Consider the following 23,592-nt stretch of genomic DNA (forward strand, 5'->3'; position numbering starts at 1 on the left):
ATGACTCCCTCATGCCCCCGAGCCTTCTCGATGTCGGCTGGATCACGTGCGCCCGGGGCGGCTGCCCGGGCGCCGCGCATCCGCCGTACGGACGCTGCCTGGCACACCTGGACCCCCACGAGCTGGAGTCCCGGCTCCAGAGCCTCTCCCCCGGGCAGGGCGTCGATCTGCGCGGCACAGTGGTCAGCGCCGAGCTGCTCGACCTCGTGCTGGCCGCGACCCGCCGATCTCTCGGCCGGGCGCGTTTCGACCTGGCGCGCTTCCCCGCGGCCGCCCGGTTCTCCGGAGTGGAGTTCCTCGGCGACGCGTCGTTCGACCGGGCCCGCTTCGACGGCCTGGCGTCGTTCTTCGGCGCCAGGTTCACCGGCAACGTCTCCTTCGGTGAGGCCGCGTTCGCCCGGGAGCTGTCGATGCACGGCTCCCGGGTCCACGGCCATGCGTCCTTCGACCAGGTGAGGGTGGGCAGCGACGCGCTGTTCGGCGACGCGTGCCTTTCGTCCGCGTCCTTCGACCAGGCCGACTTCAACGGTTTCACCTCGTTCGACGAAACCCGGTTCCACGGAGAGGCCCGGTTTCGGGGCGCCCGGTTCCGGAGGGCCGTCTCCCTGTCCCGGTCGGCGTTCGACGGGGCCGCCGCGTTCGACGGCGCCCGGTTCGCCGGTGGGGCCTTCCTGTCCCCCGCGTCGGTCGCCGGGCGGCTCGTGCTCGCGGGCGCGCGGGCCGACGGAAGGCTGGAGATCGACGCGGTCGGCTGCCTGATCGACCTGCGGAACGCCCGGATCAGCGGACGGCTCGTCATCCGGCTCGGCGACGCCGACGTGGACCTGTGCGGGCTCGTCTCCCGCGGCCAGGCGAGCGTGGTCCGCCGCGCCGGGCGGGTACGGGTGCTGTCCCTGGAGCGGCTCGACGTCGACCACCTGTCCCTGACGGGCACGGACCTGAGCGGATGCCATCTGGCGGGAGTGCCCGACCCGGGGCGGCTGCGGCTGACCGGCTGCGTGTTCGCCACCACACCGCGCGGGATCCAGCTCCGGCTGAGCTGGCCGCCCGTCCGCTGGTGGAGCAGGCGGCAACTCCTCGCCGACGAGCACGCCTGGCGGTTCGGTCCGGCCCGGCCCGCCCTCGACCCCGGACGCCTGAAACACCTGTACGCGGGCCTCCTGGTCGACGACGACCGCACCGCGACCGACTTCGCGTTCGGCGCGATGGAGATGCGGCGGATGGCCGCCGCCCGCCCGGCCGTCCGGATGGTGCTCGGGGCCTACTGGCTGCTGAGCGGCTACGGGCTGCGGACGGGCCGGGCGCTGGCCTGGCTCGTCCTCGTCACCGCGGTGGCCGCCGCGGGCCTCCTGTGGTCGTCCTCGGCTCCCCAGCACGCCGCGCGCCGCCCGCCGGGTCCGAGGACCGTCGTCCCCGGCACGGCGCCCGCCCCGACTCGCCGCCCACATGACCCAGGCCCACCTGACCTCGGGACGGCCCGGGCGGGGCAGATCCAGCAGACCCCGGATGCCACGTTCGGCGAACCGGTCCCGCCACATGCGCACCGTGTTCTCGGCTACCTTCAGCCGCGCCGCGACCTGGGCCGTCGGCAGCGTCTCATCAGCGATGAGCAGCTCGCCGACACCACCGATCACGACCAGTGATCAGATGAACCCCTCAAGGATCTCCGAGGCGCTGCACTAGCTTCACCGGCGTCCGGAGGACTCACGGCGAAGGCTTCGATCGGAGAATCGGGGGCTCCGAATCAAAGCCCGGATACCAACCCATATCGGTCACATAGTGTAACGTATCAATTACGGTCGTCCGAGATTCGGCATTCCAGCCATGCGACCGCTTCTACGGTCACGCTGTGCTTTCAACCGAACACGAAGCCATCGTGCGCCTGTTCCATGAACGTCCGGTTCTGGCGGCCGAGCTTCTCACCGAAACGCTGAAGATCCCACTACCCGACTACGATCACGCGGCCGTGGAGTCCGGAGATCTCAACCAGGTCACCCCAACCGAACTTCGCGCCGACTCCGTCATCGTCTTCCGCAAGAAACAGCCCGACGCCGACCCCCAACCCGTCCTCGCCGTAGTCCTGGAAGTCCAACGCAGAAGGGACGCAGACAAACGCTGGAGCTGGCCGATGTACCTCATCAGCCTGCGCACCCGCATGAGATGCCCTTCGATCCTGCTGGTGGTCTGCCCCGACCCCGCGATCGCCCACTGGTCTCAGCATCCCATCGAACTGGGACATCCAGGGCTGACGCTGACGCCTCTCGTCGCCGGACCCACCGAGGTCCCGATGATCCTCGACCCGCGCGAGGCGGCTGAAGACCCCGAACTCGCCGCCCTCTCGGTGATCACCCACGCCGACACGCCGCAGGGCCCCGACATCCTCAATGCCCTGCTCACAGCCGTACATGACCTCGACCCGCATAAGGGCGCCCTATACGCTGACATGGTACGTGCGGCGCTGCCCCCCAAGATCTGGGAGCACCTGGAGAATCTGATGCAGACCGAAACCCGTGAATTCCTCAGCGACTGGGCCCGCGACAACGTGGCCAAGGGCAAGGCGGAGGGCCTGGCCGAGGGTAAGGCGGAGGGCCTGGCCGAGGGTAAGGCGGAGGGCCTGGCCGAGGGCAAGGCGGAGGCGATCTTCGCGGTGCTCTCCACACGCGGCCTCGCCGTACCCGATGATGTTCGCGCGGCCATCAGCACGTGCACCGAACCCGACCAGCTCGACGCCTGGATCCGAGCCGCCGTCACCGTGGAATCGGCACGCGACCTGCTCGACACCTGAAACACGACCTGCACCGGCAACCGCCGGGCCGCCATGACGAACCCAACCGCCGGATCGCTCAGGACGATCCGGCGGCGACGTTTCCGGGAAGCGTTCAGTGCCCGGGCGTCTTGGGGTGACCGTACCCAGCGGGCCTCCGGCGGAATGCTAGATGCCCGGCCCGGTACGTTCGAGGACGCGCAGGGAGCCCTCGGCACGGACCTCGATGAAGGCCCCCGAGGCAAGGTGGCGCCCACCACGGCGATGACCTCGTCCTCCACATGACCCTCAGCATCAGCCCCGGACTCGGCACCGGCCCTCCCGGATGCCATCGTGTTGCCGTGACCTCGATCGTCATGGCGTGGCCCGTCGCGACGGCGCCGTCCCGCACGCTCGTAAACGGCACGCCCGCGAACAGCGCGCCCGTGAACGGCGTCGCGGTGCCTCCGGGAGGGCCGCGGAGATCGCGCACGCTCTGTCCGGCTGACGAGATCGCACACGTCGGGGGCATCGCACGAGTTCGGGAATACTGAGGGATATATGCATAAGGATCTCCTGCGGCTCGCCCGCGCGGAACCGGCCGTCCGGCACCACCTGGCCATCTGCCTGGCCGCCGCCGTCTTCGCCGGCCTGCTCGTGCTCGTCCAGGCCGAGCTGCTCGCGGGCGTGCTGTCCGGACGGTTCGCCGTGGCGGCCCTCCTCCCACTGGTCGTGGTCGTGGTCTTCCGGGGGATGCTGGGCTGGCTCCAGGGCGTCTCGGCCGGCCGTACGGCCACGGGCGTCAAGTCGGTCCTGCGCACCCGACTGATGAAGCGCTTCCAGGAAACCGTCCTCGCGGGTCCGCGCTCGGGCGAGCTGGTCACGCTCGTCGGTCGCGGGCTGGACGCGCTCGACCCTTACCTCGCGGGCTACCTGCCCGCGGCGGCCGTCGCGTCCATCGTCCCGATCGCGGTGCTGGCCCGGCTCTTCGCGGCCGATCTCGCCAGCGCGCTGATCGTCCTGTTCACTCTGCCGCTCATCCCGGTCTTCGGGGCGCTGGTGGGGTGGACCACCAAGACGGTGACCGAGCGGCAGTGGCGGGCGCTGTCCCGGCTCGGCGGCCACTTCCTCGACGTCGTGCGCGGCCTGCCGACGCTGCGGGCCTTCGGCCGGGCGCGTTACCAGTCCTCGGTGATCCGCGAGGTCGCCGCCGCGCACCGCGCGGCGACCATGCGGACGCTCCGGGTGGCGTTCCTGTCGTCGCTGGTCCTGGAGCTCGTGGCGTCGCTCTCGCTGGCCCTGGTCGCGGTCCCCGTCGGTCTCCGGCTGCTGTCGGGTTCCCTCGACCTCGACACCGCCCTGCTCGTCCTCCTGCTCGCTCCGGAGGCGTACCTGCCGCTCAGGGCCATGGGCACCAAGTTCCACGCCTCGGTCGAGGGCGTGGCCGCCGCCGACGAGGCGTTCGCCCTGCTCGCCCCCACCGCTGAGGACCGGAGCGCCCAGGACCTGAGCACCCAGGGTCAGAACGGTCCCGGCGAGAACGGCCAGGCACGGCCGACCACCACACAGACCGCGCCGATCACACAGGCCAAGATCACACAGACGCAGATCACCCGGGCGGCGCAGGGGCAGAACGGCCAGGTGGCGGTCACCCGGCCGGGGCCGCCGCCGGACCGCGCGCCGGAGATCCGGCTGGAGCATGTGACGGTCCGCTATCCCGGCCGTGACCAACCCGCACTCGACGACGTGTCACTCGTCGTCGCGCCCGGCGAGCGGGTCGCGCTCGTCGGGGAGAGCGGCGGCGGGAAGAGCACGCTGCTGCACGTGCTCCTGGGGTTCGTCACGCCGTCCGAGGGCCGGGTGCTGGTGGACGGCGTCGATCTGGCCACCCTCGATCTCGACGACTGGCGCCGAAGGCTGGCCTTCGTGCCGCAGCGGCCGCATCTGTTCGCCATGTCCGTCGCGGACAACATCGGGCTGGGCGGCACCGCCTCACCCGACCTGATCCGTACGGCCGCCGCCTCCGCGCAGGCGGCCGGGTTCGTGGAGGCGCTGCCGGAGGGCTACGACACGGTGCTCGGCGAGCGCGGCGTGAACCTGTCGGCGGGACAGCGCCAGCGGGTCGCCCTGGCCCGCGCGTTCTGCCGTCCCTCCGCTGACGTCCTGCTGCTCGACGAGCCCACCGCGCGCCTGGACGGCCGCAGCGAGGCGGCCGTGGTGGTGGCCACCCGCACGCTGGCCGAGGGCCGTACCGCCATCGTGGTGGCGCACCGCCCCGCGATGATCGGCCTGGCCGACCGGGTCGTCCGGATCGGCGCCGGCCGGGTCGTCCAGGACCGCCAAGCAGACGCCCTCGCGGCGGAGAGGGGCGATGCCCGATGACCGGCGCCGACATCAGCACCGGCACCAGCACGAGCACCCGCGCGGGCGTTCGCGCCGACACCCCGGGATCCCTGCTCCGCAGGACGATCCTCGGCCCGGGGATGGCCCGCAGGCTGGTCGTCGCCGCTCTCGCCGGCTCGGCCGCCGACCTCGCCGGGGTCGCGCTGATCGCCTCGGCGGCGTGGCTGATCACGCGGGCCGCCGAGCAGCCGCCGCTGACCGCGTTGTCGGTCGCCATCGTCGGGGTGCGCGCGTTCGCGACCGGCAAGGGCGTGCTCCGTTACGCGGAGCGGCTCACCGGGCACGAGGTGGCGCTGCGGGCGCAGGCGAGCACGCGGGAGCGGCTGTACGAGTCGCTCATCCCCGCCGGGCCGCTCCGGCAGCGCGGCGCCGACCTGCTCAGCCGGATGGTGGACGACACCGAGGCGGTCCAGGACCTGCTGGTGCGCTGCCTGCTGCCCGCGGTCGCCGCCCTGCTCACCGGGATCGCGGCCGTCGTCATCGGGGCGTTCCTGCTGCCCGCGGCCGCACTCGTGCTCGCCCTGGGCCTGCTGCTTACCGGTGTGCTCCTGCCCGCAGGCACGGGCGCCGCCGCCCGCCGCTGGTCGGCCAGGATCGCTCCCGCGCGGGCCGACCTGGCCGCCCGGGTGGCCGACCTGGTGCACGGCGCGGCCGACCTCGCCGCGTACGGAGCGAAGGAACGGGCCCTCGCGGACGGGATGGCGGCGGACGCCCGCCTTGCCACGCTGGAGCGGGGGCAGGCCAGGATCAACGCCACGGCCCTCGGGCTCGGGGTCCTCCTCCAAGGGGCGACCGTCGCGACGGTGGTGCTGGTCGCGCAGGCGGCCGAGCTGGGCCAGGTGGCGACGGCCGTACTCGCCCTGACGTCGCTGGTCTCCTTCGAGCCGGTGCTGCCGCTCGCCGCGGCCGGTGAGCGCTTCGCGGGCGTCACCGCCGCGCTACGCAGGCTCGCGGAGATCCAGGCGACCCCGGTGATGGTGGCGGAGCCGGCCAGTCCCGCGCCTCCGCCGGAGGCGCCGGTGACCGTGGAGGTGCGGGACCTCGTCGTCCGTCACGGCGATCGCGGTCCGGCGCTCGACGGCGTCAGCCTGACGCTCACTCCGGGCCGAAGGGTGGCGATCGTCGGGCCGAGCGGCGCGGGGAAGAGCACCCTGCTGTCCGCGCTGATGAGGACTGTGGACATCGAGTCCGGAGATATCCGGATCAATGGGGTCGACGTTCGGTCGTACACCACGGACGACGTCCGGGCCACGATGACCGGCCTGACCCAGGACCCGTACGTCTTCCAGGCGTCGTTCCGCGACAACCTGCGGCTGGCCGGGCCGGAGGCATCCGAGGACGAGTTGGCCCAGGCCGTACGGCGGGCCCGGCTGGACGCGTGGGCGCACCGCACGGGATGGGACACGGTGCTCGGCGAGGACGGTCGCACGGTGTCGGGCGGCCAGCTCCAGCGCCTGGCGCTCGCGCGGGCTCTGCTCTTCGACCCGTCCGTGCTGCTGCTCGATGAGCCCGCGGAGTCACTGGACGAGGAGACGGCCGACGCGCTGACCGCCGATCTGCTCGATGCGACACGGGGCCGGACGACCTTGCTCGTCACCCACCGCCTGCGCGGCCTGGAGCAGGTCGACGAGATCGTGGTCCTCGAGGAGGGGCGGGTGGCGCAGCGCGGCACGCACGCGGAGCTGGTGACGGCGCCCGGCTACTACCGGGATCTGTGGGAGTCGGAGACGCTGACCGCATCGTCCCGGTCGTCGTCCCGGACCTCCACCGGATGACTCTGCCCCATCGTGATTCCGGCCCAGCACGATCCCCGGCATGATCCCGGCCCGGCACGATTCGGGCCCGGAACAGCTCGACCCCCGCCCCCGGGCGCCCGTTCAGGGCGCCCGGTACGGGGGTGTCGTCCCCGAGCAGGACGGCGAGGGGCGTCAGCTGGTGCTGCTGTGCTCGGTCAGGGTGATGGTGACCGTGGAGGGCTTGCCGTTCCGGTTATAGGTCACGGTGATCTTGTCTCCGGGCTGGTGGCGGCGGATGATGCCGACCAGCGTCTCCGCGTCGCCGACGTTCGTGTCGTCGATCTTGGTGATGAGGTCCGCCTCCTTGAGGCCGGACTTCTCCGCAGGACTGCCCTTGGTGATCGACGCGACGACCGCACCGGATGTCTCGCCGGTCGCGTCCGCGACGCTCACGCCGAGGAAGGCGTGCGTCGCCTTGCCCGTCTTGATGAGCTGCTCGGAGACCAGCTTCGCGGTGTTGATCGGGATGGCGAAGCCCACGCCGATGTTGCCGGAGCTGGAGCCCGACGTCGCGATGGCGGTGTTGATGCCGATCACCTGGCCGGCCGCGTTGACCAGCGCGCCGCCGGAGTTTCCGGGGTTGATCGCCGCGTCGGTCTGGATCATGCCACCGATGGTCACCTGCTGGGTCGGCTGCTGCTGCTGCCCCCAGGGGAAGGGCTGCTGCTGCTGGTCCTGGCCGCCCTCGGTGAGCGTGCGGTCCAGCGCGCTCACGATGCCGGACGTCACCGAGCCTTCCAGACCCAGTGGGCTGCCGATCGCGAGCACGGAGTCGCCGACCTGGAGCTTGTCGCTGTCCCCGAGGCTGGCCGGGGTGAGGCCGGAGACGTCCTGGGCCTGGATCACCGCGAGGTCGGTGGCCGGGTCGGTGCCCTTGATCGTGGCCGACGCGGTCGTGCCGTCGCTGAACTTGACGGTGACGATCGAACCCAGCCCGGCATCGGCGACGACGTGGTTGTTCGTGAGAATCAACCCGTCGGCGGAGAGGATCACCCCCGACCCTTCGCCCCCGCCGGTCCGCGTCCTGACCTTGATCGACACCACCGACGGCTGGATGGCCTTGGCCACCGCCACGATGGTGTTGCCCGAGCTGTTGGACACGGGCAACACCGGGGACGACACGATGGTCTTCTCACCGCTGAAGCCGGTCGCGACGAAGGCCCCCGCGACCCCGCCGCCCAGCGCCATCGCGGCGAGGGCGAGCCCCGCGACCGCCTTCTGCCCACCGCTCCACGCCCGCTTCACGGGCTGCTGGACCGGGCCCGCGGCGAACGTCGCCGTGTCCCCCTGCTGTGGTGGCGGAGGGTTCTGGCCGTAGGATCCGTACTGTCCGTGCTGAGGCGGGGTGCTCCCGAACTGGCTCCATCCGTGGCCCGTCGTGTTCTCGTTCTCGGGCGTCCGCTCCTCGGAGCTCATGGTCTTCCCCCTCGTGGCTGCCAGGTCTTCCGGCTATCCGCCGGTACACGTCCACGATGCCAAACGAGCTGTAAGGTCACGCTAAGCGATCAGCGACGTTTCGTGGATTCTCCGTACTCATCCCTTAACAGCCGCTTGTAGAGCTTGCCCGTGGGATGGCGGGGAAGCTCGTCCCGGAAGTCGACGGACTTCGGGCATTTGTAGTGCGCGAGACGCGATCGGCAGTATTCGATCAGCTCCGCCGCGAGCTCCGGCCCGGCGTCCGCGGGGTCGGCCGCCTGTACGACGGCCTTGACCGCCTCGCCCATCACCGGATCCGGTACGCCGAAGACGGCCACGTCGGCGACCTTCGGGTGCAGCGCGAGGACGTCCTCCGCCTCCTGCGGGTAGATGTTCACCCCGCCCGAGATGATCACGTACGAGCGGCGGTCGGTCAGGTAGAGGAAGCCCTCCTCGTCCAGGTAGCCGATGTCACCCAGCGTGGTCCAACCCCTGCCCCGCGGGTCCTGCACGGAGCGGGTCTTGTCGGGATCGCCGTGGTACTCGAACCGAGGGCCGTCGGAGAAGTAGATCGTGCCCTGCCGGCCCGCGGGCAGCTCGTTCCCCTCCTCATCGCAGACGTGGACGACCCCCAGCAGCGGCCGCCCGACCGTCCCCTTGTGCTTGAGCCAGTCCTCCGGACCGGCGTACAGGAAGCCGTTGCCCTCAGTCCCCGCGTAGTACTCGTGGACGATGGGCCCCCACCACTCGATCATCTGCTCCTTCACCGGGATCGGGCACGGAGCGGCCGCGTGGATGGCGCAGGTCAGCGAGGAGAGGTCGTAACGCCCGCGCACCTCCGGGGGCAGTCTCAGCATCGTGATGAACATCGTCGGCACCCACTGGGCGTGCGTGACGCCGTACTCCTCGATGAGCCGCAGGGCCTGTTCGGGATCGAACCGCTCCATCACGACCACCGTCGCCCCGAGGCGCAGGAAGGACAGGCAGTAGCGCAGCGGAGCGGCGTGGTACAGCGGCGCGGGCGAGAGGTACACGCTGTCCGCGCTGGGCGCGAACAGGAACCGGATGAGCTGGAGCAGCGGCCCCGGTGTGTCGAGCGGGGCGCGGGTCAGGGCCGGCTTGACCCCTTTCGGCCGCCCGGTGGTGCCGGAGGAGTAGAGCATGTCCGAGCCCTGGCACTCGTCCTCGATCGGCGTCGCGGGCTGCCCCGCGACGGCCTCCTCGTACGAGGAGAACCCGGGCGCGACACCGTCGATCATCAGCCTGACCTCGACCTTGGGCGTGACGTCCGTGACGGAGGCGGCGACGTCCGCGAGTCTGGCCGAGGAGATGAAGACCCTGGCGTCGCAGTTGTCCACGATGTCGGCGAGTTCGTCGGCCTGCAGCCGGGAGCTGATCGCGGTGTAGTACAGGCCGGACCGGTGCGCGGCCCAGGCCACCACCAGGAACAGCGGATGGTTCTCCAGCATGAAGGCGATCTGGTCGCCCGGCCGCAGGCCCGCCGCGCGGAAGAGATGCGCGAGGCGGTTGGACTCCTCGTCGAGTTCCCGGTAGGTGACCACGCGGGCGGCGGGCGGGCCGGACGCCGTGGTCTCGGTGTCCTGCAAGCTCGTACCGGCTTCCGAGCTCACGACGATCACTGCGGGCTTGTCGGGGGTCAGGGCGGCGACGGCTCCCGGGTGCATAGAACGGAACGTTAATCCGCTCGATCCCGCCTGGGAAGTGTCCGGTCAGGTCATCGCGCCACCGCGTAAGGGTCGCGCAGCGGCCTGGCCCGACCGGCGAAATCCTCCCTGATGGCCAGCATCTTCGGCCCCGGCGCGTAGAACCGTCCCTTGGTCTCGCCGTACGGCCGCAGCCAGTCGCGGGACACGAGATCGCGCAGGTCGCGCGCCGCCTGCCCCTGGCTGAGGAGCGGCTCCTCGCCGAACATGATGGACTCGATGTCCTCCACGCTCGCGTGGTAGCCCTCGATCGAGTTGGACCCCTGGATGGCACGGGCCTGGAGCTGCCGCCGCAGCTGGCCGTCCCAGCGATGGGTCTCGGCCAGGCGGTACTTCAGGTCGCGCCGCATCTCCTCGACCTCGCCCAGGACCTTTTCGTCGATCGGGTCGACGATCGGTGTGCCGTACAGCATGACCCCATGACAGCATGGGCGAATCATTCGGTCACTTGACCGAATGATTCGCCCATTCGTGTCCTGGGTTTTGGCCGGGATCAGAAGGCGGGGATGACCGCGCCCTTGTACTTCTGCTCGATGAACTGCTTCACCTCGGGGCTGGTCAGCAGCTTCGACAGCGTGACGATCCTGGGGTCGTTCTCGTGGCCCTCGGCCACCACCAGGCCGTTGGCGTACGGATTGCCCTCGGCCTTCTCCAGGACGAGCGCGTCGCTGTCCGGGTTCAGGTTCGCCTCCATGGCGTAGTTGCCGTTGATGACCGCGGCGTCGACGTCCTCGAGCGAGCGGGGCAGCTGGGCGGCCTCCAGCGGCTGGAGCTTGATCTCCTGGGGGTTGCCGGTGACGTCACGCTCGGTCGCGGCGGTGCCGACGCCGTCCTTCAGCGTGATCACGCCGTTGTCGGCGAGCAGCTTGAGCGCCCGGCCGAGGTTGGTGGCGTCGTTGGGCACCGCGACGGTCGCGCCCTTCCCGAGCGACGCGACGTCCTTGACCTTCTTGGAGTACAGGCCGAGCGGCTCCAGGTGCACGGAGGTGACATAGCTCAGCTTGGTGCCCTTGGATGCGTTGAAGTCGTCGAGGTACGGCTTGTGCTGGAAGTAGTTGGCTCCGAGCTGGCCGTCCTGGAGCTGGAGGTTCGGCTGCACGTAGTCGCTGAACTCCACGATCTCCAGCTTGAGGCCGGCGGCGGGGGCCAGGTTGTCGGCCACGTACTTCACGATCTCCGCGTGCGGCACCGGGCTCACCCCGATCTTGAGCGGCTCGCTCGCCGCGGCCGTCCCGGAGGCGGCCGCCGGGTCGGAGGAGGAGGACGAGGAGGACGAGCCGCAGGCCGTCAGGCCGAGCGACAGCCCGACGGCGAGCAGGAGCCCGAACATCTTGCGCATGGTGTGACCACTCCTTGTGTGAGGAAAACCGGGTGCCGAACCGGGGTCGCCCGACAGACGGGGCGATCGCCGCAGCGGCGGAAAGTGATGAAACGCGAAAAGGCGCAGGTGGGAGGTCGCGGGTGTCAGCGGCGGGTCAGCCTGCGGCTGACAGCGTCGCCGATGCTCTGGACGGCCTGCACGAGGACGACCAGCACCACGACGGTGACGATCATGAGGGCCGTCTCGAACCGCTGGTATCCGTAGCGGACGGCGAGGTCACCCAGGCCGCCGCCGCCGATCACGCCCGCCATCGCCGAGTACGAGATCAGCGTGACGACGGTGACCGTCAGCGCGGCGATCAGGCCGGGCAGCGCCTCGGGCAGCAGGACCTTGGCCACGATCGTGACCCGGCTCGCGCCCATGGCCTGCGCGGCCTGGACGACGTCCCGCCCGACCTCGCGCAGCGCGGTCTCCACCAGCCGCGCGAAGAACGGCACGGCGCCGATCGTGAGCGGGACCGCCGCCGCGCCGGTGCCGATGGTGGTGCCGGTGATCAGCCGGGTCACCGGGATCACGGCGATCATCAGCACGATGAACGGGAGCGATCGGCCGACGTTGACCACGAGGCCGAGGATCCTGCGGGCGATGGGGGCGGGGAACAGCCCGTCCCTGTCGGCCCCGACCAGGGCGACGCCGAGGGGCAGCCCGAACAGGACGGTGAACAGCGTGGACCAGAGGACCATCTGCGCGGTCTGCCCCGTGGCCTCCCACAGCAGGGGTGCCATGTCCGACCAGGTCATCGGGACGCCACCTCCACGAGCAGGCCGCGGTCGCGCAGGTAGCCGAGCGCCGCGTCGGACTCCTCACCGGTCAGCCGTACGCGGAGGCGCCCGGCCGAGACGCCCGCGACGTCCTCCAGGGCGCCGCCGAGGATGTTCACGTCCACGTCGAACTTCCGTACGACCTGGGAGACGACCGGCTCGTCGGCGCGGCCGGAATAGGAGCCGGTGAAGGTGATCGTCACGCTGCCGGGTTCCGCGGGCGGCAGCGGGAAGAGCTCGTCGGTGAGCCGGGAGCCCGGCGTGGCGAGGAGCTCGGGGATCGGCCCCGCCTCCTGGATCCGGCCCTCGCTCATGATGGCCGCGGAGTCACAGATCGCCTTGATGACGTCCATCTCGTGCGTGATCAGCAGGATCGTCAGCCCGAGCTCACGGTTGAGCCGCTTGAGCAGGGCCAGGATCGACTGGGTGGTGCCGGGGTCGAGCGCGGAGGTGGCCTCGTCCGACAGGAGCACCGACGGCTCGCCCGCGAGCGCCCGCGCGATGCCGACGCGCTGCTTCTGTCCGCCGGAGAGCTGTGCGGGGTGGGCGCCCGCCTTCCCGGCCAGGCCGACCAACTCCAGCAGCTCCTCGACGCGCTTCGCCCGCCGGTCCCGGGGCATGCCCATGATCTCCAGGGGGAAGGCCACGTTCCCGGCGACGGTCCGCGAGGACAGCAGGGCGAAGTGCTGGTGGATCATGCCGATGCCCTGCCGCGCGCGACGGAGCTCGCCCTCGCCGAGGGCGGTCAAGTCTCGTCCGCCGACGGTGACGGTGCCGCCGGTCGGGCGTTCGAGCAGGTTGACGCAGCGCAGCAGGGTGCTCTTCCCGGCGCCGCTCTGCCCGAGCACGCCGAAGATCTCCCCCTTGCGTACGTGGAGGTCCACGCCGTCGAGGGCCACGACGGAGCCGTAGGCCTTGCGTAGACCAGACACTTTGATCACGAGACTTCCCCAGGAACGATGACGGGAGCGGCGGCGGAATGCGAGCACGGTCGGCGCGTCCCCGGGGGGAAGGGAAGGTGGCTGAAACGGCGCAGGACCAGGAAGTCCGTGGCGGAGTTCATGAACGGACCTTCGGAGCGAGAAACGATCAAGGGATTGGGGCTCAGGCCGGGCGACAGCAGCACATCATCACGCCCCGCGTCAGCCGGGCCATGGCACCGTCGCACATCACGTCCACGGTCATCACCAACGGAAGGCCCTGTCGGTGATATTCCGATAATTCCCGACAATCAATGTGGTTTGCCTCACATCCCGGGACGCACGCGTACGGCCCGCGCCCCGGAAGCGAGGCGCGGGCCGCAGGCGTGGGCGGTGGCCCGGGCGCGGACCCGCCTGATCAGGCGGCGGCGTTCTGGGCCGGGGTGTGGGCCGCAGCCTGGGCCGCTGCGTGGGCCGCTCCGTGGGCCCCTGTGTGGGCCCCTGTGTGGGCCGCTGTGTGGGCCGCGGTGGCCGGCGTGAGCGCGAGGTCGAGGACCTCGCGGACGTCGCTGACCGCGTGGACGGTGAGGTCCGCCAGCACGTCGGCGGGGACGTCGTCCAGGTCGGGCTCGTTGCGCGCCGGGATGAGGACCGTCGTGATCCCCGCCCGGTGGGCGGCGAGCAGCTTCTGCTTCACCCCGCCGATCGGCAGCACCCGGCCGGTGAGGGACACCTCGCCCGTCATCGCGACGTCGTTCCGCACCGGGCGGCCGGACAGCAGCGAGGCCAGGGCCGTCGTCATCGTGACGCCCGCCGACGGCCCGTCCTTGGGCACGGCTCCCGCCGGGACGTGGATGTGCACCGACCTGTCCTTCAGCGACCCGACCGGCAGCTCCAGCTCCACGCCGCGCGAGCGCAGGTAGGACAGCGCGATCCGTGCCGACTCCTTCATCACGTCGCCGAGCTGACCGGTCAGCGTCACCCCGGTCGAGCCGGTCTCGGGGTCGGCGAGGGACGCCTCGACGTACAGGACGTCGCCGCCCGCGCCGGTGACCGCGAGGCCGGTCGCCACACCGGGCACCGCCGTACGCTGGCGCGATTCGGGGAGGGAGGACTCGGGGACGTGCCGCGGCCGGCCGAGGTAGGGCACGAGGTCGTCGCCGGACACCGCGACCGGCAGCTCGACCTCGCCGAGCGCCACCTTGGCCGTGACCTTGCGCAGGATGCGGGCGACCGAGCGCTCCAGCGACCGCACGCCGGCCTCCCGGGTGTACTCGCCCGCGAGCCGGCGCAGCGCGTCGTCGTGGATCGCCACCTCGTCCGGCGTCAGGCCGGCCTTCTCCAGCTGGCGGGGCAGCAGGTGGTCCCGGGCGATCGCCACCTTCTCGTCCTCGGTGTAGCCGTCGAGCGTGACGATCTCCATGCGGTCAAGCAGCGGGCCGGGGATCTGCTCGAGGACGTTGGCCGTCGCGAGGAAGAGCACGTCGCTGAGGTCCAGCTCGACCTCGAGGTAGTGGTCGCGGAAGGTGTGGTTCTGCGCCGGGTCGAGCACCTCCAGCAGCGCCGCGGTCGGGTCGCCGCGATAGTCGGAGCCGACCTTGTCGATCTCGTCGAGCAGCACGACCGGATTCATCGAACCGGCCTCGCGGATGGCGCGGACGATCCGGCCCGGCAGCGCGCCCACGTAGGTGCGCCGATGACCGCGGATCTCGGCCTCGTCCCGTACGCCGCCGAGCGCGACGCGGACGAACTTGCGGCCCATGGCCCGCGCGACGGACTCCCCGAGCGAGGTCTTGCCCACTCCGGGAGGCCCGGCGAGCGCCAGCACCGCGCCGCTGCGGCGGCCGCCGACCACGCCGAGACCCTGGTCGGCCCGGCGCTTGCGCACCGCGAGGTACTCGACGATGCGGTCCTTCACGTCGTCGAGACCGGTGTGGTCGGCGTCGAGCACCGCCCTGGCGCCCGCGATGTCGTACTCGTCCGTGGTGTGCGTGCTCCACGGGATGTCCAGCACGGTGTCCAGCCAGGTGCGGATCCAGCCGGTCTCCGGCGACTGGTCCGAGGTCCGTTCGAGCTTGGCGACCTCCTTCAGCGCGGCCTCGCGGACCTTCTCCGGCAGCTCGGCGGCCTCGATCCTGGCACGGTAGTCCTCCTCCTCGTCGGACGGGTCGCCGTTCAGCTCGGCCAGCTCCTTGCGGACGGCGGCGAGCTGCTGGCGGAGCAGGAACTCGCGCTGCTGCTTCTCCATGCCCTCCTGGACGTCCTTGCGGATGGTCTCCGCGACGTCCATCTCGGCGAGGTGTTCGCGCGCCCACCCGACGAGCTTCTCCAGCCGCTCGACCGGGTCCGGGCTCTCCAGGAGGAACAGCTTCTGCGGGGTGGTCAGCCAGGGCGCGTATCCCGAGCTGTCGGCGAGCACGGACGGATCCTGGATCTGGTTGACCGCGTCGACGACCTGCCAGGCGCCGCGCTTCTGCAGGATCGTGGTGGTGAGCGCCTTGTACTCCTTGGCGAGCTCGTCGGCCCGGGGACCGGGCTCGACCGGCTCCAGCACGGTGGCCTCGACCCAGAGCGCCGCGCCGGGGCCGGTGGTCCCGGTGCCGACCCGCGTCCGGCTCACGCCGCGGACGACGGCCGCGGGCTCGCCGCCGGGAAGCCGCCCGACCTGCTCGACCACGGCGGTGACCCCGACCGCGCCGTACCGGCCGTCCACGCGCGGCACCAGCAGCACCTTGCTCTCGCCGCTCCCGGCCCGGGCCGCGTCGATGGCCGCGCGGACCTCGGCGTCCGACAGGTCGAGGGGGACCACCATGCCGGGCAGGACGACCTCGTCGTCGAGGGGAAGGACGGGAAGGATCTGTGTCATCTGGTCGCTCCCAAAGGTTGAGTTATCTCGGCTCAACTAACGCGAGTCCTGCCGTGTTCCCTTCATTGCGCGAGTTCGCTGTGAGCGATCGTAATTCTGTAATTCGCCTATGTCGGAGGGGTTCCGGCTTCTCGGCGCAGCCGCGCTGCGCCGGCCCGCGGTAGCGGCGGCGCTTCCCGGTCAGGGGCGCGGCCGGTCAGGCGCATATAGGCCCGACCAGGCCCAAATCAGGCCTGGTCAGGCGCACTGCGCCGCCGCGCGGCACGCGAAATGTCGGTGGTGTCCCCTATCTTCGCGATCACCGACCGAAAGGAGCCGTCGTGTACCGGCAGGGAGACATCCTGATCATTCCTGTGGCCGAGGAGGCCGTGCCCGCGAGGGCCCGGGCGCTGCCACCGCAACCGCGCGACCCGCGTGGCCGTCTCGTCCTCGCCTTGGGAGAGGCGACGGGGCACGCCCACGCGATCCCTGGCCCCGGCACGCTGCTGCTCGACCCGAGCCCGCGCAATCCCGATTTCCTGCACCTGCCCTCGGGCGGGCGGCTCGTGCACGAGGAGCACGACGCGATCTCCCTCCCCAAGGGGTGGTACCGCGTGATCAGGCAGCGGGAGTACGTCCCGGGAGCGTTCCGGGTGGTGGCCGACTGATGGCGACCGATCTCACCGTCACCTGGCGCGAGGCGGCCTTCGCCACCGACCCCGCCGACCGCGCCGTCGCGGAGGCCGGCGTGCGGCGCGCCTACCGCGACGCCGGTCTGGCCGAGCCCGAGCACATCCTCTGGTTCGGCTCCCCGGCGAGCGGAGCGGTCGCGGCGGCCGCACTGTCCGGCGGACCCGAGGCGCGCGCGATGCTCGCCTCCGCCGGGCTCGGCCAGGTCGCCGACCAGGTCCTCTCCCGGGTCGGTACGGCTCCCGCCGGTCGCTGCGTCCGTGATTCGGTGCGCACCGGACCGTGGGAACGCGCGCGCCGCGCGGTCCACGCGGTGCTCGGCCCGGCGGGCTGGGCGGGCGCCTGGGCGTCGAGCGGCGGCGAGCTGTGGCCGCCGGTGAACCGGCTGGTCATCGAGATCCGCCGGGCGATCGCCGCCACGGCCGGCGGCACAGCCGGCAGCCCAGGGGGCCGCGATGCGACGGCTGGAGAGACGGCGGGCGCGACGACCGCTGGAGAGACGGCGGGCGCGACGACCGCCGGAGAGACGGCGGGCGATGGCGCGGCGGGCGAGCTGCTGCGCGGGGTGACGCTCGACGCGGTGCTCGGGCAGCACGACGCCGCGTGGCTGTGCGCCTTCGCGCCCGACGCGGGCGTGCTTCGCGAGATCCTGACCGGAGTCGCCGAAGCCGAGCGCTCCGCGCTCGGCAGTCTCTTCGACGTGGCGCGGTCGGCCGGGTGGTGGTGGCCCTTCGAACGGGTCGCGCTGCTGTGCGAACGGCCCCGCGAGCTGCACCTCGACGACCTCGGACGGCTCCACCGGGCGGACGGCCCCGCGATGCTCTTCCCGGACGGCTTCGCGCTCGACGCCTGGCACGGGATGCCCGTTCCCGCGGGCTTCAGCGAGACGATGGCCACGCTCGACGCCGCGCGCATCCGCACCGAGAGCAACGCCGAGCTGCGCCGGGTCATGCTGGAGCACTACGGCTATGACCGCTATCTCGCCGACTCGGGCGCGTCCCCGGTCCATTCCGACGAGACCGGCGTGCTGTGGCGGATCGCGCTGCCCGAGGACGAGGACGTCACCATGGTCGAGGTGGTCAACTCCACCCCCGAGCCGGACGGCACCCGCCGCACCTACTTCCTGCGCGTGCCCCCGTGGATCGAGCGGGCGCGGCAGGGTGTGGCGTGGACCTTCGGTGTCGCGGAAGAGGACTACCAGCCCGAGCGCGAGACCTGATCACCGCTTCACGGCACGCGTTCAGGCCCGGGTGGGCCAGCCGGCCGGGATCCGTTCGAGGATCCCGCCGGCGAACACGTCATACAGGCCGAGCGGCTCCAGGTGGACGTAGCCGATGTGGCAGTCGCAGGTCGCGGCGGGGCACGGCCGGGGCCGCAGCGCCGGCTCGAACGACCCGTCGTAGAGGTTGCCGATCACCTCGGGGATGAAATGGCAGCGCCGGACCGTGCCGTCTCCGCTCACCGAGACCACGCTCTCTCCGGTACGGCAGGCGAGCCCGGCGCTCGCGTGGGCGAACCTGCTGTATCCGAAGAGCGGGTCGATCGCGGCCCACTCCGCCGCCTCAACGTCGGTGTAGACGCGGCCTTCCTCGGCGTTCACCCAGAGGTAGGTGCTCGCGGGCAGGTCGGCGCGGAGCCTGCGGGCGGGTTCGAGATGGTCGGGGTGGCCCACGATGCCCACGCTGTGCCGTACGCCGCGCTCGGCCAGGTCCCGGCACTTGGCCAGGAACCGGTCGTAGGCCACCTGGCTGGGGTGATAGGTGACCCACAGCGCCAGCCGGGTGAGATCGGCCTCGGCGAGCCAGCCGGTGCGGCAGCTCAGGTTCGTCTGGACGGCCACCCTCGACACGTGGGACAACCGACTGAGCTCGACCATCGCCGTCCGATACCAGGAGCGGACCAGCCCTTCGCCCCATGGCGTGAAAAGTACGGAGATGGGATGGTCACGCCCGGACACCCAGGCCGTGAAGCGCTCCAGCGCCGCCCGGTCCGCGCGCAGTTGCTCCGGGCTGTCCCTCCGCTTGGCGAAGGGGCAGTACGCGCAGTCGTAGTCGCAGCTCGCCAGCGGGCCCCGGTAGAGGATCGACAGATGGCGGAGCCGGTCACCGTGGCCGCCTCTGTCTCCATGGCCACCACCGCCACCCTGGCCACCGTGGCCACCCGGGTCACCGTCCCGCGCGCCGTCCCCGCCGGATGCGGGGAGGGGAACGGTGGGCGGGGCTTCAGGCGTGCACGACGAACAGCGGCCCGAGGACACGAGCGGGAGCGGGATCCTGTCGTTCATCGCTCCTCGTAACCGTCCATGAGCTTCCGGACCAGGCCGGAGAACAGCGCGGGTCCGACGGCGTCGGAGTGGGCCAGCCCCTCGGCGGTGAGCCGCAGCAGATGGTCGTCGACCTCCAGCCATCCCTCTCCGGCGAAGCGCGTCAGTTCCTCATCGAAGTCCGCGAACACGTCGGTGCCGAACCGCTTCAGATAGTCGGCGCGGGAGAGCCCGTCCGCCTGGAGCAGCGACTGGACCACATGCCGGCGGCGCAGGTCCTCGTCGTCCATTCGGAACCCGACGTTTGCCACCTCGAACTCCGCGCGCGGAAGCCGGACGTACTCGTCGATGATCGCCCGGACGTGACGGGCGCTCACGGCGTACTCGTACGAGTAGTGCAGGTCACGGGTGTACGAACGGGCACCGCAGCCGAGGCCCACCATGCCGTCGGTCTGGCAGCAGTATTCCGTGGAGTATTCGGTGGAGTATTCAGTGGCGCCGCCCTGCCCGGGCAGGCGGAACATGCGCATGGACACCTGCTCGTATCCGGCCGCCAGCAGGTGGTCCCGGCCGGCGCGGTACAGCTCCAGCCGTTGGTCGTCCCACGCGCGGCCCTGCTTGCCCAGCCCGGTCAGCGGCCGGACGTACAGCGGGTAGAGGTACAGCTCCTCCGGCCGCCAGGCGAGCGCGGCGTCGAGCGAGTGCCGCCAGGTGTCCGGGGTCTGGCCGTCGATTCCGTAGATCAGGTCGATGTTCAGCGTCGGGAACCCCTGAGCGCGGATCGCGGTCAGCGCCGCCTCGACCTCGGCACGCCGCTGCGGCCGGACGGCGGCGCGGGCCTCGGCGTCGATGAAGCTCTGCACGCCGATCGACACACGGGTGGCGCCCCGCTCGGCCAGTACGGCCAGCCGGTCGGGGGTGGCGGTCGCGGGCGAGGTCTCCACCGACAGCGGGATCGCCCGCAGGTCCGCCCCCATGACCCGCTCGGTGAGGTCGAACAGCCGGGTCAGCTCGCTCGCGCTGAGATAGGTCGGTGTTCCGCCGCCGATCGCGGCCGTGACGAACCGGGGGGCCTCCCCCAGTGCGTCGCGTACGGCTTCCGCCTGCCGTTCGAGAGCGTCCAGGTAGGCCGAGGTCAGCTCCTCGGGGGCACCGGTCCGGGTGAACAGGTTGCAGAACCCGCACCGCATCTCGCAGAAGGGGATGTGCAGGTAGAGGAAGAGGGCGTCCGTCCGCTCCCCCGCCCACACGTCACGGAGCCGGGGTCGCGGGTCGAGCTCCCGGTAGGCCGTCTTGTGCGGATAGGCGTACACGTATCCCTGATAGGGGCTGTCCGCCTCGTGGTGCGAGTCAGCGCCTTCCCGGACCGGGCTGCCGGCCTCGGGGTACGGGAGGTCCACTCGCGGGGAGTGCGGGTCGGCCCCGGCCTCACGGGCCATCCCGGCCTCACCCGTATCGTGACTCACTTCCAGCTCACCTTTCCCACTCCCATCGACTCCCATCGGCGTCCACAGCGCCGCGTTCGAGGACGAACTCGGCGTAGGGGACGGTCCACACCACCTCGTGCCCGATCCGGTGACCGGTGTGGCCGTCCTCGCCGTAGGCGGTCCCATGGTCGGAGCAGACGATCGCGAAACAGGGCCGGCGGCGGGTCATCAGCGCGAACAACCGCCCGATGTGCCGGTCGACGTATTCCAGGGCGGCGGCGTGGCTTTCCCGGGTGTCGCCGTGCTCGCGGGTCGCGCCCAGCAGATGGAACCAGTTCGGCTGGTGCAGCGCCGACACGTTGACCAGCAGGAACACCGGCCGCTCCACGTCGCGCAGCACCCGCTCCGCGCAGTCGATCTGCCGTTCCAGGGAGCGCTCCGAGGTCACGCCGAACTCGGGCGTCCAGTGGCTCTCCGCGAACAGACCGGGCAGGGCCGAACCGAGCGGCGTCAGCTTGTTGAAGAAGCCCACTCCCCCGACACACACGGTGTGGTAGCCCGCCCCGGCCAGACCCGACGGCAGGTCGGGCGCGTCGAAGACCCACGTGCCGGACGCGGTCGTCTCGCTGCCGGGGAACACCGCGGCGAACGGCCGGGGATGCGGCCCCGGTTCCGCCGGTGTGGGCAGGAATCCGGCGAGCATGGCCGCGTGCGCGGCATAGGTGAAGCTGCCGGGGCTGTGCCGGCGCTCCCATCGCCCGCCGGGGAGGACGCGGGCGAGGGTGGGCAGCCGCCCCTGCTCGGCCAGCTCGGCGGCCACGTCGTAGCGCAGCGTGTCGAGCGTCACCAGCAGGATGTCGTGGCTCCCCACGATCGTGTTCATGTCACGCACGCCGTCTCCCCCAGGCTCTCCCCACGCTCTCCCCTGCGCGTCGCTCGCCCTGCTCCTGCCGCGGCCCTGGGCGCCAACCTCCGAGCACGGCCGCGACCTGCGTGGCATACGTGTCGAGGCCCGCGCCGGGGGTGCCGGGCAGGCCGAGCAGGCCGGGCAGCAGGTCACCGAAGGCGTTCACCTCGGCGACGGCCACGGACCGCAGGTCGGCACCGACCATGAGATCGACACCGACCGCCAGGCTGCGCGGGAAGCACGCCGCGGCCCGCGCGCACACCTCCATGGCGCCGTCCCACCCCGCGCCCCCCAGTCGTGCCCTGACGACATCGAGATCGCCTCGGGCGCCGCCCAGATGGAGATTCGTCATGGGGCCGCGGCCGAGGCGCACCACGGCGTGCGTCGGTGTTCCGGCGACGCAGACCACGCGCAGGTCGAACGCCCGGCCCGCGATGGACGCCTTGGGGAACCAGCGCTCGACGTGCAGCCCGTCGGGAGCCAGTGTGCCGACGATCGTCGCGACGTCGTCCTCGGCCTCGTACGTCCGCAACCGCAGCGAGTTGTGCAGCGACGGACCCGGCCCGAGATCCGCCGACGTCACCGCCTTGATCCGGGCTCGGTGCGCCTGGAGGGCGATGACGCCGGAGGCCGACGAGCCGTGTGCGGGCTTCACGAACACCCGCGACCAGCCCCGTCGCGCCATCTCGTCCCGCAGCTCGTCGTATGAGGTGATCGGGCCGGGCAGGGCTTCGGGAATGGGGACGCCCGCGTCGCGGAGCCGCCGATGGGTCAGCCGCTTGTCGAACATCACCGCGATCTCGCCGGGATCGCCGAGCAGGCGGGCCGACGGCGTGGCCTCGGTGAGGTCATGCGCCCGCGCCAGGCCCGCGACGAGGTTGCGGTACCACCGGGCACCGCCCGCGACCCGGCTCGGGTCGCCGGGGCCACGCAGCAGGGCGTCGGCCTCCGCGTCCTCCCCAGGCGAGTCGATCCGCACGAGGGTGCCCGGCGGAATCACCCCAGGCGCCCGCGCCGCGCCCCCGGCGCCCGGGGACGGGCTGTCGCACGAGTCCCTGCCCGATGGGTCCGGGACGGGAGGGGTCGGCGCCGCGCCACCGGCGAGGACATCACACCAAGGGATCACGATCGGCTCGGGCAGGCCGTGGCGGACCACGGCATCGCCGAACATCGTCACCCGCCGATCACCCGGTGTGCCGACGACGGCGAACCGGACGCGCTCCCGCGGGTCACTCGCCTCCCCACCCGCTCCGTCTGGATCACGCGACATCAGATCGTGCGGCATGCGACTCGGAGACCGCCCGCTCGGGGACCACTCACCCGTCCGTCGCTCACTCGCTCACCGCGACGTAACGCCAGACCTCGCCGTCGCCGTCGTCGTCGCCCTCCTCCTGCTCGGAGAGATCGACCTCGACGCCGGGCAGGGCCTCCTGAACACGCTTGATCATGTCGTCGGTGAGGAAGTGGTGGTGCAGGTCGAGCCGGCGCAGGTGCGTGAGCGGCTGGCCGGTGAGCAACGCCTCGGCCCCGGCGTCGGTGAGCACGCCCATCGACAGGCTGAGCGTCTCCAGCCGGGCGACGACGGGCGCGGTCGCCACCGAGGCGGCGATCTCGTCCTCGATCTCGCTGTCCTGCAGCCCCAGATGGCGCAGGGCGGGCAGCCGGACACCGGAGAGGATCTCCTCCAGATCCGTCACGGCGGCGTCTCCGCCGTACTCCTCGACGCCGAGCCAGAGCTCCAGATGCTCAAGCGCCGGGAAGTCGCATCCGCCCACCCCGCGGACGACCAGTCCGGGCAGGCCGCCGGCCTCCAGGCGCAGCGTCTTCAACGCGCCGTGCTTGACCGGCCGCAGCCCGAGGCCTGTGCCGCCGCGCACGTCCAACCGCTCCAGCGACGGGAACGCTTCCAGCAACGGCGTCACATCGGACTGCTGGATCCACGAGATCTCGCACTGTTCGGACGGCATCGCGCCCACGAAGAGGGAGCGCAACGCCGGGAAACGGGCGGCGTTCTCGACCAGGAGGCAGATCACCTCCTCGGAGGAGATGTCGTACGCGTCCGCCCAGGAACCGATCACAAGGGCGGTGACCCTGGTCGTGTCCACCCGCTCCATGAACCAGGCGAACGTTTCGGGGAAACCGCGCTCCGAATCGTAGACCTCGGCCGAGACCCGCCAGGCGACCGCTTCGGGAGCCGGAAGCTCGCCGTTCTCCTCCTCCGGATCCACCTCGGTGACCGGAAGCCCCGCGTACCGATCGCGGTAGTCGTGGGCGTATCCGTGGTATTCGTCGAACTCCACCATGCCGAACTCCTCG

At 71.5% G+C, this 23,592-nt stretch carries 17 protein-coding genes and 2 pseudogenes; 6 read left to right on the forward strand and 13 right to left on the reverse strand.

Annotation, left to right across the window (positions count from 1 at the left end):
- Positions 1–11: 11 nt before the first annotated feature.
- Positions 12–605 (forward strand): annotated as a pseudogene (locus QSK17_RS36255) (pentapeptide repeat-containing protein); the annotation flags it as partial.
- A 924-nt stretch (positions 606–1,529) separates the two neighbouring features.
- On the opposite strand, the pseudogene QSK17_RS36260 reads toward QSK17_RS36255, so the two are convergent.
- Positions 1,530–1,634, reverse strand: a pseudogene (locus QSK17_RS36260) (hypothetical protein); the annotation flags it as partial.
- Between the two features lie 215 nt (positions 1,635–1,849).
- On the opposite strand from QSK17_RS36260, the gene QSK17_RS26045 reads away from it, so the two are divergent.
- The 3 genes from QSK17_RS26045 to cydC all read left to right on the forward strand — a co-directional run bounded on the left by QSK17_RS26045 (position 1,850) and on the right by cydC (position 6,921).
- Positions 1,850–2,785 (forward strand): RpnC/YadD family protein, encoded by a 936-nt coding sequence (locus QSK17_RS26045; protein WP_285707929.1) that lies wholly within the window; start codon positions 1,850–1,852, stop codon positions 2,783–2,785.
- A 519-nt stretch (positions 2,786–3,304) separates the two neighbouring features.
- Positions 3,305–5,125 (forward strand): thiol reductant ABC exporter subunit CydD, encoded by a 1,821-nt coding sequence (gene cydD / locus QSK17_RS26050; RefSeq protein WP_285707930.1) that lies wholly within the window; start codon positions 3,305–3,307, stop codon positions 5,123–5,125.
- Positions 5,122–6,921, forward strand: coding sequence for a thiol reductant ABC exporter subunit CydC (gene cydC / locus QSK17_RS26055; RefSeq protein WP_285707931.1), 1,800 nt, complete (start codon positions 5,122–5,124; stop codon positions 6,919–6,921). The genes cydD and cydC overlap by 4 nt, the downstream gene beginning before the upstream one ends.
- Before the next feature lie 153 nt (positions 6,922–7,074).
- Here the strand turns inward: cydC and QSK17_RS26060 are convergent, their stop codons facing one another.
- The 7 genes from QSK17_RS26060 to lon form a co-directional block, all read right to left on the reverse strand.
- Positions 7,075–8,358: a S1C family serine protease gene (locus QSK17_RS26060; protein WP_285707932.1), complete on the reverse strand. Its 1,284-nt coding sequence runs from the start codon at positions 8,356–8,358 to the stop codon at positions 7,075–7,077.
- 89 nt (positions 8,359–8,447) lie between these two features.
- Positions 8,448–10,043 carry an acyl-CoA synthetase gene (locus tag QSK17_RS26065; protein WP_285707933.1) on the reverse strand — a complete coding sequence of 532 codons (1,596 nt, stop codon included), beginning with the start codon at positions 10,041–10,043 and terminating at the stop codon, positions 8,448–8,450.
- Positions 10,044–10,093: 50 nt separating this feature from the next.
- Positions 10,094–10,495 (reverse strand): hypothetical protein, encoded by a 402-nt coding sequence (locus tag QSK17_RS26070; protein ID WP_285707934.1) that lies wholly within the window; start codon positions 10,493–10,495, stop codon positions 10,094–10,096.
- Positions 10,496–10,575: 80 nt separating this feature from the next.
- Positions 10,576–11,421: a MetQ/NlpA family ABC transporter substrate-binding protein gene (locus QSK17_RS26075; RefSeq protein ID WP_285707935.1), complete on the reverse strand. Its 846-nt coding sequence runs from the start codon at positions 11,419–11,421 to the stop codon at positions 10,576–10,578.
- Positions 11,422–11,546: 125 nt separating this feature from the next.
- Positions 11,547–12,203, reverse strand: a complete 657-nt coding sequence (locus QSK17_RS26080; RefSeq protein WP_285707936.1) for a methionine ABC transporter permease — start codon at positions 12,201–12,203, stop codon at positions 11,547–11,549.
- Positions 12,200–13,165, reverse strand: coding sequence for a methionine ABC transporter ATP-binding protein (locus tag QSK17_RS26085; RefSeq protein WP_285707937.1), 966 nt, complete (start codon positions 13,163–13,165; stop codon positions 12,200–12,202). The genes QSK17_RS26080 and QSK17_RS26085 overlap by 4 nt, the downstream gene beginning before the upstream one ends.
- A gap of 397 nt (positions 13,166–13,562) precedes the next feature.
- Positions 13,563–16,010 (reverse strand): endopeptidase La, encoded by a 2,448-nt coding sequence (gene lon, locus QSK17_RS26090; protein ID WP_285707938.1) that lies wholly within the window; start codon positions 16,008–16,010, stop codon positions 13,563–13,565.
- A 320-nt stretch (positions 16,011–16,330) separates the two neighbouring features.
- On the opposite strand from lon, the gene QSK17_RS26095 reads away from it, so the two are divergent.
- Entirely contained in the window at positions 16,331–16,657 is a 327-nt protein-coding gene (locus QSK17_RS26095) for a DUF8820 family protein (protein ID WP_285707939.1), read from the forward strand.
- Positions 16,657–17,898 (forward strand): DUF6745 domain-containing protein, encoded by a 1,242-nt coding sequence (locus tag QSK17_RS26100; protein ID WP_285707940.1) that lies wholly within the window; start codon positions 16,657–16,659, stop codon positions 17,896–17,898. Before QSK17_RS26095 ends, QSK17_RS26100 begins: the two co-directional genes overlap by 1 nt.
- Positions 17,899–17,919: 21 nt before the next feature.
- Here QSK17_RS26100 and QSK17_RS26105 read toward each other — a convergent pair whose 3' ends face one another.
- The 5 genes from QSK17_RS26105 to QSK17_RS26125 are packed head-to-tail and all read right to left on the reverse strand — an operon-like array spanning position 17,920 to position 23,579.
- Positions 17,920–18,963: an STM4011 family radical SAM protein gene (locus QSK17_RS26105; RefSeq protein ID WP_285707941.1), complete on the reverse strand. Its 1,044-nt coding sequence runs from the start codon at positions 18,961–18,963 to the stop codon at positions 17,920–17,922.
- Positions 18,960–20,408 (reverse strand): STM4012 family radical SAM protein, encoded by a 1,449-nt coding sequence (locus QSK17_RS26110; protein ID WP_285707942.1) that lies wholly within the window; start codon positions 20,406–20,408, stop codon positions 18,960–18,962. The genes QSK17_RS26105 and QSK17_RS26110 overlap by 4 nt, the downstream gene beginning before the upstream one ends.
- A gap of 7 nt (positions 20,409–20,415) precedes the next feature.
- Entirely contained in the window at positions 20,416–21,252 is an 837-nt protein-coding gene (locus QSK17_RS26115; RefSeq protein ID WP_285708001.1) for an STM4013/SEN3800 family hydrolase, read from the reverse strand.
- 1 nt (position 21,253) lies between these two features.
- Positions 21,254–22,561 (reverse strand): STM4014 family protein, encoded by a 1,308-nt coding sequence (locus QSK17_RS26120; RefSeq protein WP_285707943.1) that lies wholly within the window; start codon positions 22,559–22,561, stop codon positions 21,254–21,256.
- 46 nt (positions 22,562–22,607) lie between these two features.
- Positions 22,608–23,579: an STM4015 family protein gene (locus QSK17_RS26125; RefSeq protein ID WP_502889304.1), complete on the reverse strand. Its 972-nt coding sequence runs from the start codon at positions 23,577–23,579 to the stop codon at positions 22,608–22,610.
- Positions 23,580–23,592 lie beyond the last annotated feature (13 nt).

Source organism: Microtetraspora sp. NBRC 16547 (genome assembly GCF_030268965.1).
In the GTDB taxonomy this organism is placed as follows: Bacteria; Actinomycetota; Actinomycetes; order Streptosporangiales; family Streptosporangiaceae; genus Microtetraspora.